Source organism: Cohnella sp. 56 (assembly GCF_037963805.1).
GTDB lineage: Bacteria > Bacillota > Bacilli > Paenibacillales > Paenibacillaceae > Cohnella.
Genome location: NZ_JAZDQE010000033.1, coordinates 1 through 13,860 on the forward strand (window position 1 = coordinate 1; position 13,860 = coordinate 13,860).

A 13,860-nucleotide genomic window follows, 5' to 3' on the forward strand; every position below is an offset into this window, starting at 1 on the left:
GCCTAAATACCATATTCACCCAGAAGCATCCGTACCACCGGAGGGCTTCTTTGTCTTACTCAAAAACAGTATAGCAATAACGCTGTCGCAATCCAACCCCAGAGGGTTGACAAACATTAGCTGGTTTTTGTCTCGGTGGCGTACATGCGCCGACATTAAAAGGAACGTCAGGTCGCGCGTGCGCGCTCCTGGCGTTCCTTTTCTCTTATATGCGGCTGGCTACGGCAGCTCGGGCAGACCGGCAGGCGTTGAGATGCCCCTCGAGCCGGCCGATCAGATCGTCGAGGCCGTCCAGCAGCGCCTCCGGGTCGAGGGACGTCGCAGCCTCCAGCTCAGCGGCCAGCACATCCGGTGCGGGCAGCGCCGTGAGCAGGCTGCGCAGCGTAGCCATCGCCTGCATGTCGGCGACCGCGGCTTGCGCGCTGCCCTGGCCGGGCGCCGCCGTGCCGCCTTGCGCGATCGGCGCGCCGCCCGCAGCGGTGCCGCCCGCCCCCGAGCCGCCGGCCTGTCCGCCTGCGCCGGATGCAGTCCCGCCGGAGCCGTCCAGCGCCTTGCCTGCCGGAGCACCAGCTGCGCCCGCCCCCGCGCCCGCAGCCGCCGCACTCCCGCTCGCGGCTTCCGCCTGCCGCCGCGCGGCCTCCGCTTCTGCCTCGCGCTGCACCGCCATCTCGCGCTCCGCTTCCTTGCGCTCTGCCTCGGCCTCCGCCTGCCGCCGCTCCGCCTCCGCCGCTGCACGCGCCCGTTCCTTGCGGCTCGCCTCGTAGGCGGACCATGTGTCCAGCAGCCCCGGCCCGTCCTTGTACAGCAGCTGACTCTTGGTACGCTCGGAGATCGAGGCGTCCTTGAACAGCTTGGCGATCCGCTTCACGTCGATGACCGGCATCTCGTCCCGCGCCATGATCAGCGCGAGCGGGTCGCGGTACTCCATCGGCAGATCCTTGAGCGGCAGCAACTGGTCCTCGGTGAGCGTGCCTTTGCGAATATCGGTGCCGCTGACGACGAGCTTCTTGACCGCGGGCCCGAACTTGAGCAGCTCGCATTTGTTTTTGATGTACGCCTCCGGCTTGCCGAGCTTGCCGGCGAGGAACTTCACGGAGCTGGCGAACTTCGGATCGTTCAGCAGCTTGTGGAATGCCTCGCCTTCCTCGATGGGCGTGAACCCTTCGCGCGTCAGATTTTCCGCTACCTGCTCCAGATAGATCTCCGTCTCGTCGGTCGCCTCGGACACGATGCACGGTATCGTCTCCCGCCCGAGCTTCGAGCAGGCGAGATATCGCCGGTTGCCGTAAATGATCGTGTACCGACCGCCGTCGGCCTTGCGCACCTTGATCGGCGACAGCAGGCCGATCTCCCCGATGCTGTTCACCAGCTCCTGCAGCGATTCCTCGCCGAACCGGTAGCGGGGCTGGTCCTTGTCCTCGTCGATCAACTTCATGGGCAATTCGATAATTTGCATATGTTTAATCTCCTGTACGAATAATGAACGCCGCGCGGGCGCCATATCTATATGTATCTATTATAGTACAGGTTGTAGCCGATAGGAACGCATGCTCCCCGCAGCCCGTATTTGCACATTTGAACGGTATCCCTCTCGCTCAGGAGCTTTTCCGGTCAAGCCTGCTTCCTGCGACATATCGAAGAGCCATAGTGACTGTTCCTGTGCAAAGGGGATATCGTTCAAAAAGGGACGGAAGCGCAGCGGCGTCGGCTGAATCTGGCGGGCGGGACGGCGAGGCAAGACAAAGCCGCGAGCGTCGTCGGACGCTCGCGGCCAGGATGCCGAAGGCTGCGGGAAGGATGGAGATCGCAGCGCGATTATGGGTTGACGGCGATCTGCTCCGCGCCCTGCGCATCGATCGTATAGGCATGCTCGGATGCGGCTTCCTCGATGTCCGAATAAGCCCAGTGCGTCGCAGGCACATCGCTGAAGGTGACTTCGGTCGCGCCGTTCAGCGGACCGCGGCCGAACAGGCGGTTCAGCACCTTCACGGCTTCGGCGCGCGTCAGCGGCTGGTCGGGCTTGAACGTATCGCCGTTGTAGCCGGTCATGATGCCGGCTGCCGTCACGATCGAGATGGACGACGCCGCCCAGTGGCCGGCGGCCACATCGCGATAGTCGGCGCTGCCCGTCAGCGGCTGAGCGGCATTGCGCTGCAGCCAGCGGGCGACGATCGCCGCCATCTGCGCGCGCGTGACGGCAGCTTCGGGGCCGAACTTGCCGCCGCCAAGGCCGTTCATGATGCCCGCAGTCTGCGCCTTGAGGATGTCGGCTCGCGCCCAGTGATCCACGCCGACGTCGGAGCCGGGATTCGCGTTCGCAGGCACGTTGATGCCGGACAGGTTGCGCGCCAGCATGGCAGCCATCTGGGCGCGGGTCACGGACGCGTCCGGACGGAACTGGGCTCCGAATCCGTTAATATATGGCGTGTGAGTCTGCGTTGCTGGCGGGTTGTTGTTCAGCCCGTCCATATAGACCAGGGAGAAGGTACTGAACTTCTGGATGTCGAATTGAACGGCCGGCGTACCTCCAACCTGAACGACCGTTCCTTTGACCAGATCCTTGGTGCCGTCGCTATGCTCGACATACACGCCGAGATGCTCGAGCAGGCGATTCCGTTCGGTCGCATCGCTCGGCAAACCTTCCTTCACGGGCAGGGCGATCGTTACTTTTTTGCTCTGCAGATTCGTCTCGATCTGTACCGGACGTCCGTAAAGTTTGACAGCTTGGTTCAGCACATAGGCTTGAACCGCCTTTTCCTGCTTGGCTCTCGCTTCGATCTGACCGCGCTGATCGTCCGACTTGACCGGCACGAGCCGGAAGTACAAGTCCTGGCCGAAGCCTGTGATCGAGGCTGTCGGGATCGTGACGACGGCGTCGCCGGTCGTGATCTCCAGATTCATCTGCGCATCGTTGATCTGCGACAAGGCGGCTTGCGGAATATTCACGGACACTTCCGACACCCGGTCGCCGGCTTCGGGGAGGACGATGCGGATCGTGCTGCCGCTCTGCTCCTTGGCCTTGGCCACGGCTTCCTTGGCGGTGTCGGCCGACAGCGTCACGCTGTCGGTGACCTTGCCCGAAGCGTCCGTTGTGCGGATAACTGGCGTGCGGGCCAGACCGCCGCCGTTGCTGCCCTGCACGTCGACATACAGCGTCTCCGAGCTTGGGCCCGGCTGCGACGGCACATAGACGGCAGGCTGCGTGAACGTCACGCTGGTCGTCTCGCCGGCCGGAGCCGCGCCGCTGGCCTTGACGCGCACGAGGACGGTGACGTTGCTCACGAACGAAGGCGTCCGCTCGGGATCGTAGCTCGTCCACGTCGCGCCGCCGTCAATCGAGAATTCCATCGTCGCGTCCGCGCCGACCAGCTTGTCCGCATTGTCGTCGGCGGTGACCTGCGGTGCGGCAGGTACAAAGAACCGATCGAATGCGCTCTGTACGGCAGCCAGATCTGCATAACCGCCTTCCGGACGCTTGTCGAGCATCCACTGGGCGAGCGCGTCATAGCGCTTCGGATCGTTCATCTTGGACAGGTCGAGATTCCAGTTCTCGATTGTAATTTCCGGATATTGTTCCTTGAGCTGCTTCACCATCGCCTGTACGTCTTGGAGCGATGTCAGCACGGCCTTCATCTGTTCGGGGGCCGATACGCCGTTCACGGCGGGATAGTACGCGGCTCCGAGCAGGATGGCGCTTAACAGCGAGGCCGGATTCAGCTCTGTCGATTCGACATCGCCGGCCACCGCAAGCTGCAAATACAACCTGTAGGCAAAAATATGCTTGTCGACGGGCGTCAACGCGATATAGGCGTCCGCCATTTGCGCAAACATCTTGGACTCTTCAAGGTCAGGAAATACCGTGTCGATATCGGCGATCTGGTCGAATACCTCATTGATCGTCGTGCCGACGTTTTTCAGGCTTCGATCGTTCAGCAAGGCGAACGGGCGGGCGGCCAGATCCGCTACGAATTGTACCTGCTTAAAATTATCGTATGCGAAGCCTTTTGTGTTGTTAAAGGTTCTGACCGCGTCTGCCCAATACTTTTGGTTTTGCTTGCTCCATTTGTCGAAGTCTGCGGGCAGATTCAGACCAAGCGCCGGGTCGGTCAGCGCAGCCAGCATATACTTGGGGTCTTCCTTGGCCAAGGCCGCATTGACCGCGTGCAGGGCCGAAGAGGAGAAGAAGCTGTCGAACGTGCTCTGGATTTTGGCGACAGTCTCGTAGCCGCCCTCCGGGCGTTTGTCCAGCATCCACTGGACGAGCGCTGCCCTGTCTTCATCCGTCACATCCGGATCGGCCAGGCGGCTGAAGTCCAGCGGCCACTCTTCCATCGGGACATTCGGATAGTCATGAATGAAATCTTTGCGCAAGTCCGGCACCGACGCCATCAAGCCGAGCACTTCCATCATATCTTCGGGAGATGAGGCTCTATTAATTGAGGGCGCATAAGCATAGCCCAAGACGGCTTTGACCAGATTGAAGGGCGTCATCTCAATGGCTTCAGGAAGCTTCCACAGCTTCGTCAGATAGATGAAGTTTTCCTTGTCCGCTTCCGTCATGCTGTCGTAGCCGGAGAGCATCTGGGCCAGCTGATCCGCTTGCTGCTCGCTGTCGGAGCCCGCGAATACCGCCGGAATCGTCTTGAACAGCTCGAACAGTCGGTCGACCTTGCCGCGCAGGGCGGTCAGGCTGAGATCGTTGTAGTCGGTAAAAGTAACATTGATAAGATCCAGCATCAATTGGACCTCGGCCATGCTCTCGTAGCGGGAGGCTTGGAACATATCGAGTACTTCAATGACGGCCTCGGCGGCCAGTGTCTTGTCCGTATCCTTCCATTTATCAAAGTCTGTGGGCAGTTTCAAATTGGCGTCCGGATTTGCGAGCGCTTCCAGCATCGCATCGGTATCGCCGCCGTCTTCCAGCGCCATGTTGATCTGATCGAGCGGCGTGCCTCTGTCCGCATGAGCCCGCTCCCAGGTCCCAAGTCCTCCTAGCAGGGGTTGCAGCAGCAGCAGCGCGACGAACAACCGAATGATCAAGAACGATTTTCTTTTCATCTCCCAGTTCCCTTCTCTGTTGGATTTTTAAGGCTTTCAAGGTTTCCTTAAACGCGGGTCAAGCAGGTTAAACATATAATTCGACATTTTTCCAGTTATTTTCCTTGAGCGGCTGCAGTACGGGAAATCAATATATTCCGATCTTTCTGCAGCTTGGGCCTATGACTTATGTCGCGGGAAGATATGACCCCGATGACAAAAGCGATGACGGCTGTTCACTGGTGAGATCGGCCGCAGCGGCTTACGCTAGTTTATATAATCATGGAGAATGCGGAGGAATCGTGATGCGTTTTATGCGAAAGAAATATATGCACCTGCTGCTTAGACAGCTCGTCGTGGCGGCGCTGCTGGTCGGCATCGTACTGCCCGGCGGACTGCCCCGGACCGCGCTGGCCGAGTCGGCGCCGGAGCAATCGGTCTCCGAAGCCGAGCCTGCGGGCACGGGAGTGCCGCCTGAGGAAGTCAGGAATCTGGACTGGTCCCTGATCGATTACAATCGCGTGCAGCTGCAGTGGGAAAAGCCGCTGCTGTCCGACGGTACGGGAGAAGATCCCGATATCGAGAAATATGAAGTGTACGACGACAAAACCAATGCGCTGATCACAGAGACCGAGGACACGCATGTCGTCATCGGAGATCTGTCGCCCAAGCGAATCTATGCCTTCGTCGTCAAGGCCGTGAATAAGGAAGGTGAACGTTCTTCGGGCGAACGGACGTATGCGGGCACTTCCCCGCAGTATTCGGCCGAGCTGACGACAGCCTCCATCATGGGCGGCGATGAACGATTGCTGGCCTTGAGCGCGGACGGATCGACGCTGTTGCTCGCCGGCAACAAAAATTCCTCCATCTATGAATTCAAACCGGCGACAGGTGTCCTGCACACCTTGCCCTTGACGGGGGACCAGAAGCCACTGAACGGATTGATCACAGGACTGTCCGTCAGCGGAGACGGCTCGGTGATCACGTTCGCCACGGGGGCCAACAATTTGAAGGGTGGCCCGACGAACGGAGAAAAGACCGTCTACGTATACGAGATCGACAGCGATTCCCTGCAAGCCGTCAGCCCGCCGGGGGTGAGCGGCATCGATACTTCGATCAGCGCCGACGGCGATCGGATCGTATACAACGAAGGAGACCAGATCTATCTGTACAAGCGGCAGTCGGATACGCGTACGCTTGTGAGCGTCAATGCGGAGGGACAACCGAGCGATGACTTCAACAAACGTCCCGTGATTAGCGCTGACGGCAAATATATTGCCTTCATCTCAACTGCCACGGATCTCGCGGGTGTTCCGGTGGACGGATCGACAGAGTCGATGATCGTATACGACGTAGAGGCTCGTGCGGTGGACAGCTACTCGCAGGAGGCATCTACCTACAATCGGCTCGCGATCAGCGACGACGGCTCGCGAATTGCCTTCACGGCGAGGTACGGCGGATACGCGAAGCCCCATGTGTTCGACAGAACCACAGGCCAGACCAAGTATCTGAACGATGATCGTCCCTCGCAGGAAGATAGCAACAAATCGTACTCAAACATCTCCATCAGCGGGGACGGACAGACGATCGCAGCCGACCTGCTCCATTACGTCAAGGCGCCCGGCCAGGCCGGCGCATTCGGCGAGCGCTTCGACCTGACGGTGAATGAGGATGGGGAGATCGCAGTCGCGGCAGCCGCGCAAACGTTCAACCCCACCTATACAACGACGCGCAATACGCTCGATCATGACGGCAAGCGCCTGTATCTGCTGAACGTGGCAACGCTCTATGTAGAGTGCAGCGAGGCATGCGGCTCCGGCGAGCCGAGCGGCGCCGTTCAGACGGTGTCCTGGAGCGTGCCCGGCGACGCCTGGGCAGGCAATGAGCTGAAGCAAGGAACGACGCTGAGTCTGCAGGCGTCCGGCCAGCCGGGCGTGGAGGTCGAGGCGGTCGTCGATTATAGCGCGCTGACCGAGTCGGGATCGTCCGAGAAAAAGCAGACGGTCGTCCGGTTGACCGAGGATGCGCAGGCGGCGGGCATCTACCGCGGACAGTGGCAGCCGCCTGCGGGAACGAACGCCGTCGACAAGCTGTCCGCGAGGGAGAAGGGCGCGGGAGAGACGGTCTCCGCGCCAGGGACGCCGATCCGGATCGCGGGCACGCTGCGCGTATCGCTATCCGGATCGGCAGCGCTGCCGGAGACGATGACGCTGACCGCAAGTCATGAGAACAAATCCGACGTATCGATGACGATCCGTCCCGGCGCGCAGTCGTACGACCTCCCGCTGCCGGCGGGTACGGCCTATGCCGTGAAGCTGACGGCGAAGTCGGACGACGGCGGCGAGGTTGGGCTGGCCGCGGCTGCGGACGTACAAGTGACGGGCGGCGCCGTGACGCCGCTCTCGCTGACCCCGACATTGCCGGCTGTATTGCAGGTCAAAGTCGAGGTATACGGCGAACCTGGAGAGGATATCAAGGTCGTATTCAAAAAAGACGGCAGCGACGAGCCGGTCGCCGAGGTGAAGCCGGACGGCAACGGGATCGCGATGCTGCCCGGCAGCCATCTGGCAGGCGAGGCGTTCAAGGTGTCGGTCGCCGTTCCGGCCGGTTATATCGCAGGCGCGGAGCAGCGGATCGAACTGCGGCTCGGCACGAATACGCTGCGCTTCATCGTCAAAAAAGACGATGCGGCCGTGCGGAATCTGTTCATGAACTATGAGAAAAAGCTGACGGGCACGTTCGAAGCGCTGCCCGTGCAGGATAGCGATTCGACGCTCATCGTGGAGTCGGATGCAGGTCAGCAATTGGCCGCGGACGTCAGCTACTCGATCTGGGAGAGCCAGGACGCCGCCGAGCCGGTCAAGCGGACGGCGCGGATCACGCTTGCCGAGCGGGAGGGAAGCGGCAGATACGAAGGGAACTTCCGGATCGCTGCCGGCGTATCCCGGATCGAATCGGTGCGCGTCATCTATAACGGCCGGGCGGTCGACCGCGACTATCCGATCGGGCAAAATGTAGCCGGACGGCTGACCTTGCGGATGCCGGCGCCCCAAAAGCCGCTCGAAGGCTGGGAAGCGGCCGCGACGGGCAGTTGGCTGCGGATCGCCTACTTCAACGACAAATATATGAATTTTGCCTGGAGCGGCAGTCTGGGAGACAGCTTGACGCAGACGGTCGACGTACCGTTCCCCGGCGTCGACTATGCGGCGACACTGATGCCGAAGAGCGGCTCGACGCTCTCGTACCTGCAATTCAACGCCATGCAGACAGGGTATGGACGCAGCGATACGGTAGATATTCCTGCGGCCTACAACGTCGCATTGGCGGTCGCTCTTCGCCTCGAAGACGGCGCGGCGGGCGCAGCGAAGTACTCGCTGACGGACGCGGACGGTGCCGTCGTCAGCGAAGGAACCGCAGGGATCGGCAAGGACAGCACGCTCAGGCTGACGCTGAGGGTGTCCGAGGGAGGGACGTACCGGCTGAAGCTTGTGCCTAACGACCCGGCTTATATGCCGGCGGAGCAGTCGATCGTCATCGACAGCTTCGATGTGCGAGCGAGCATGACCGTGCATCCGAAGCCGCTCGCGAAGCTCGAAGGCGTCGTGAAGGACAAGAACGGCGCGGCAGCGGCCGGCGCGCAGGTCGTAGCCGAACTGTTGGACGACGGCAAGAGCAAGCTGTTCTATGCCAAGGCGAATGACTCGGGCGCGTACTCGCTGGAACTGCCGCAGGGTCAAATCCTGCTGCGCGCGATATCGGCGTCGTCCGTCCAGGGCTATCAGAGCCAGCAGGCGTCCGTCAAGCTGGTCGGAGGCCAGACGAAGCAGCAAGAGCTGCGGATTCTGGATTATGCCGACGTGGGCGTGAAGCTGTATACGCTGCAGCCGGGCGGCACCTGGCAGGGACCGATACCGATCGACGCGTTCGTCGCAGGCACTTACAAGCTGGGCTCCGATCGCATCATCCAGTCGTATCAGTCCCGCTTGTCCCTGCGCGCACTGCCGGGAGAGACGGTCGAGATATGCGCGGACGGACGGGATCTGAATCTGTCCGCCGAATGCAAGACGGCCGTGATCGGTCAGAACGGCAAGGCCGATGTCGAACTCCGTCTTAAGAACGAGACGTCCAAAGCCGCGATCCGGCTGCTCGGACCGGACGGCAAGCCGCTGACCAGCGCCTTCGTATACATGTACAACGACCAGGGCGAATATGTAGCCGAGACGAGCTACAGTCTTGCCTCCGGCGAGGAGCGCGGCATCCTGAAGCTGCAGGGTTCCGGCAGCTACAAAGCGTCCTTCTACGCGAACGGCAGCTTTGCGGATCTCTCGTTCAGCACCGTTCAGGGAGAGACGACCGATCTGGGCGTGCTCAAGCTGCAAGCGTACGGCGCGTTCGCGAGCGGCAAGATCAGGCAGGCCGTGACCGTATCCGATTCGAAGGCGGCGCCCGGCGGCACGACGACGCTGCGCGTCCAGTATCAGAATTATTATGCGCCGACGTTGGTCGCCGAGGATGCCGAGATCGTCGTCGCCCTGCCGGCGGGCGTCGAGCCTGTCGAGGGTACGGCCATCGTGGCCGGCAAGGCGGCTTCCTACAGACTGGACGGCCGCAACCTGATCCTGCCGGTCGGCAAGGTCGCAGACAGCGCGCAGCAAAGCGCGCAAGTCAAGCTGCGGTTCGACGAAGCGATGGGCGCAGAACCCGCGCTTCAGGCTTCTATCCGCTACAAGATGAAGGGCGAGCAGTCAAGCGAGCTGCTGGGCGGGGCCGTGCTGTCCAAGGTACGCGTCACGCTGCGGGCGCCGGCGCTGACGGTCAAGCGGCAGCTGTCGCTCGGCGGCTCGGCACCGGCAGGCGCGGTCGTAGCCATCTACGACGGCGAAGACAAGATCGGCTCCGCCAAGGCGAACGGCAGCGGCTTGTGGTATGCGGACGCAGAGCTGGGCGGCAGCGACGGCGTCTATCGCGAGCATCGGCTCACCGCCGAGGCGGTAGGTGCCGACGGGGCACGCGTGGCCGGAGAAGAAGCGGTCGTCGTCTACGATCCGCACGATCCGGGGCTTGAGTCGATGACGATTGTGTCCAACCGCAAGGAAGTCACCTTCAACGCCGAAGGAGGCGTCGCCGTATTCCCGCTGTCTGTCCTGAACCACGTTCCGATCTCCTACAGCCTGAAATTCAGGGACGCGGAGCGCGTATACGACGTCAGCGTGCAGAACGGAGATGTGCTGTCGCAGGCGACGAAGGGAGCCGACGGCGTCTATCGGGGCGTGATCCCGTTCACGCAGAACTTCGGTCAAGTATGGGTCGACTACCGGACGAAGGCAGATTCGGCCGAGCTGGCGGGCCGCCCTGCGATTCCGGAGGCGGAGCTGCGCAGTTCGCTCCCGGCGCCGCTCCGGGACGTCGTATTGACGCGTCTGACGAAGGAGGGCGAGCAGACGCCCGGCGGCGAGAAGATGCCGGAAGGCGCATTCGAAGCGGACATACAACTGGCCCAAGGCGTCACGTCTACGGTACGGGCGAAGTTCGATTCGGTCGCCTATACGACAAGCGAGCGGGATCAGGCTTGGCAAGCGCGGACCGGTCTTCCCGTCTTCAATTTCACAGAGAGCTATACCGAGCGCCAGGATGGTTCGCTGCAGGCATCAGTCAGCTTCGTGATGCCGGCCCCTTCGGCTTCGGCCCGTGGGATTCAGGGGGCCTCGATCGGCGGCATCGGGGTCTCGCTGAACGGGCTGATCAAGATCGGGGATGCCGGGTTCAAGGGTTATTCAGCGGCTAAAGTAGCGTCCAATAACCTGAAAAACTTTACGCGCGCCCAGGATTTGCTGGTGGCGGCCGAGGCGATATGCGACCCTCAAGCCAGAGATTATTATTCGAACTTTGCACGGGAAGTGGTGTTCGACATTAACGCCCACTTTGCGTTTTCCAACTACCTGAAGGTATTCAAAACCTTGGGCAAGATCGATACGGGACCCGGATTGCTGTTCAACGCAGCGAGCGAGTACGCGTCCATAAAGTTCAAGGAAGTCGAGAACAATGAGCTGGACGAACTCGAGGCGCATATCAAGCAGTATACTTGCAAGCTGAAGCCATACCCGCCGACCGATCGCAAGGACCAGCCGGCGGCGTCGCCCAAGTACATCTGGGACCCAAGCGGATATGTATACGAAGGCATGCCTTCCAATCGCGTAGAGGGTGCGACCGCTACAGTCATGGAGCTGGTCGGGGATGTGTGGACCGTATGGGACAGCGAGTGGTACGGCCAGGACAATCCGCAATCGACCGACAGGGAGGGCCGCTACGGCTGGGATGTGCCGGAGGGCAAGTGGAAGGTCCGATATGAGAAGGAAGGCTACGAGACTGCCTACAGCGATGCGCTCGATGTGCCGCCGCCGCAGCTCGAGGTCAACGTGCCGATCGTCTCGTATGCGGCGCCGGAGGTGGAGCTGGTGCGTCCGGCTCCGGGCGGCGCGGGCGTGACCGTGTACTTCACCAAGCCGATGAATGTCGGGACGCTCGAAGACGCATTCGCGCTGCAGGATTCGGCAGCGGCGGACGTCGAGGGAACGGTCGAAGCCAAAGAGGTCTACGTGGATAAAAACGGACTGACGCTCGCGATGGCGGCGGAGTTCGTGCCCGCTGCCGCGCTGCGGATCGGCGAGAGCTATACGTTGACCGTACGGGGCACGGCGCAGAGCTATGCGCGCGTCCCGATGGGCGAGGACGCTGCGGCGACGTTCACGGTTGAAGCAGCCGACACGACTCCGCCGGCGGATGTCTCGGCGCTGGAGGGCGGCATGACGGACGAAGGCGTCCTGCTGACGTGGAGCGATCCGTCCGACAAGGATCTCGCTTCCGTGCGGATTTACTGGAAAAAAGCGTCGGATGGGACGTACGGCCAGCCTGTCACAGTGCCGGCCGGCACGATGTGGGGCGCCGTCCCCGGTCTGGACGCGGGCGCCGCGTACGAATTCAAGGTTGCGGCGGTAGACGAAGCGGGCAATGAAGCGCGCGGCGCGGCATTCAGCCTGATGCCGCAGCGCGTCGTGGACATGACGCCGCCGCTGCCGGTCTCGGCGCTGGCGGCATCGGCTCAGGGGAGCGATGCGATCCGGCTCACATGGGTCGATCCGCCGTCCTCCGATCTGGCGAAGCTGCGTATCGAATGGCGGGTCGCCGGTTCAACCGGCGAGTATGCGGCAGCCGAGGCGGAGAAGGGCAAGGGCGAGTACAAGGTCGGCGGTCTCAAGCCGCTCACCGAATACGAGCTGCGCGTATTCGCGATCGACGCGTCGGGCAATACGTCCAAGTCCGTCGGCGCATCCGCTTCGACCGGAGCGTCCGGACAGGGCGAGGAACCGGGCGGTCAGGGCGGCCAGGGAGGCGGCGGCAATCCGGCCGATCCGAACGTGGAGAGCGCCGAGATCGGAGATGCCGGCGCGAGCCTGAGCTTCTTCGGCGGCAAGCTCAAGCTGAAGCTGCCGGGCAGCGGAGGCGCGGCCGGCACGGCCAAGAAAGTAACGGCAACGAAAATGCAAAACGCATCGGCTCCGGCGGATGCGCATCTGCGGCCGCTGTCGGACGCCTACGCCTGGAAGCTCGACACGGGCGACCGGTTGTCCGCCGCAGCCAAGCTGACGATCGCCTACGATATGGCTAAGCTGAACGGCGCCGATATTCGCAAGTCGGGGCTGTATCGTCAGGACGACGCCGACAGCACCCGCTGGAAGTATGTCGGCGGCATCGTGGACGGCGCCTCGGGTACGGTGGAGGCGAGCGTGACGGAGCCGGGCGTCTACATGGTGCTCGTCGCCGAGTATACGTATGGCGATCTGACGAACCACTGGAGCCGCGGGGATGTCGAGGTGCTGGCGGCGCGCGGCGTGGTGACGGGCGATCCGGACGGCTCGTTCCGTCCGAACGGCAGCGTGACGCGGGCCGAGTTCGTGAAGCTGATGCTGCCGCTGCTCGCGGGCGGCAGCGGTCCCGGCATGTCGGGGCCGAAGTTCACCGACGTAGCTGCGGACGCCTGGTATGCAGAGGCCGTCGGCATCGCCGCCGCGGCGGGCATCGTGCAGGGCGCGAACGGCAAGTTCAGGCCAAGCGATCCGATCACGCGCGAGGAGATGGCCGTCATGCTGTATCGGGCGCTCGGCATCGTCACGGACGATCTCGATCCCGAGCAGCTGCTGGGCGCATTTGCAGACGGCGTCCAGGTGTCGGGCTGGTCGCGGATGCAAGTCGCCTATGCCGTCAAGGCCGGACTGCTCAAGGGAAGCGGCGGCAAGCTGCACCCGCAGGCGACGGCCACGCGCGCCGAAGCCGCGACCGTCGTGCTGCGCACGATGGACGCGCTCGGCCGGATCGTCAAAAAAGGATAAAGCGGTCTTTGGTCCGCAAAAATCGTACGCTCTTCGCAGGCAAGCGAAACGAAACAACCGTCAGGGGCGATTTCCCCCTGACGGTTTCTTTTTAACATTATAGAATTTATAACCTGGTGACGGTGGACAGGATGAGAAAATGAGAGACGGGCCGTGCATGGCATTGCAAGGTACAAGCTCAAGTGTACCGCGCAAAAGTGCGATATAGCCGAGCGAGGATAGACGTTGCCCGAGTGTACCGCGCAAAAGTGCATGATGGATACCGACGATCAGACGAAATGCCGCTGCTGAGGCGCTCTATCCTGCACTTTCTCCTAGGCCCCCTAATCCAATTGGAGTCCCATCCCACAATGATTTAAACTGGGGATAAGGGAGATGATCGGGATGGGCGGTAAGAAGTGGAAAGAAGAAGTGCGCATTAGAATCGTCAAAGAAG

Annotated in this window: 3 protein-coding genes; 1 reads left to right on the forward strand and 2 read right to left on the reverse strand. The window is 61.9% G+C overall.

Annotated elements, in window-relative coordinates; all coding sequences use genetic code 11:
* Nucleotides 1-205: 205 nt before the first annotated feature.
* Nucleotides 206-1,456: a ParB/RepB/Spo0J family partition protein gene (locus VQ071_RS29165; RefSeq protein ID WP_340518521.1), complete on the reverse strand. Its 1,251-nt coding sequence runs from the start codon at nucleotides 1,454-1,456 to the stop codon at nucleotides 206-208.
* 359 nt (nucleotides 1,457-1,815) lie between these two features.
* Entirely contained in the window at nucleotides 1,816-5,058 is a 3,243-nt protein-coding gene (locus tag VQ071_RS29170) for a DUF4073 domain-containing protein (protein WP_340518523.1), read from the reverse strand.
* Between the two features lie 284 nt (nucleotides 5,059-5,342).
* Between VQ071_RS29170 and VQ071_RS29175 the strand changes: the two genes are divergently transcribed.
* Complete coding sequence (locus tag VQ071_RS29175; RefSeq protein ID WP_340518526.1) at nucleotides 5,343-13,424, forward strand: S-layer homology domain-containing protein; 8,082 nt, start codon at nucleotides 5,343-5,345, stop codon at nucleotides 13,422-13,424.
* Nucleotides 13,425-13,860 lie beyond the last annotated feature (436 nt).

Bases quoted from the DNA above. Each gene is read 5' to 3' on its own strand.
- VQ071_RS29175 (WP_340518526.1), top strand. From the start codon at position 5,343: ATGCGTTTTATGCGAAAGAAATATATGCACCTGCTGCTTAGACAGCTC.
- VQ071_RS29170 (WP_340518523.1), bottom strand. From the start codon at position 5,058: ATGAAAAGAAAATCGTTCTTGATCATTCGGTTGTTCGTCGCGCTGCTG.
- VQ071_RS29165 (WP_340518521.1), bottom strand. From the start codon at position 1,456: ATGCAAATTATCGAATTGCCCATGAAGTTGATCGACGAGGACAAGGAC.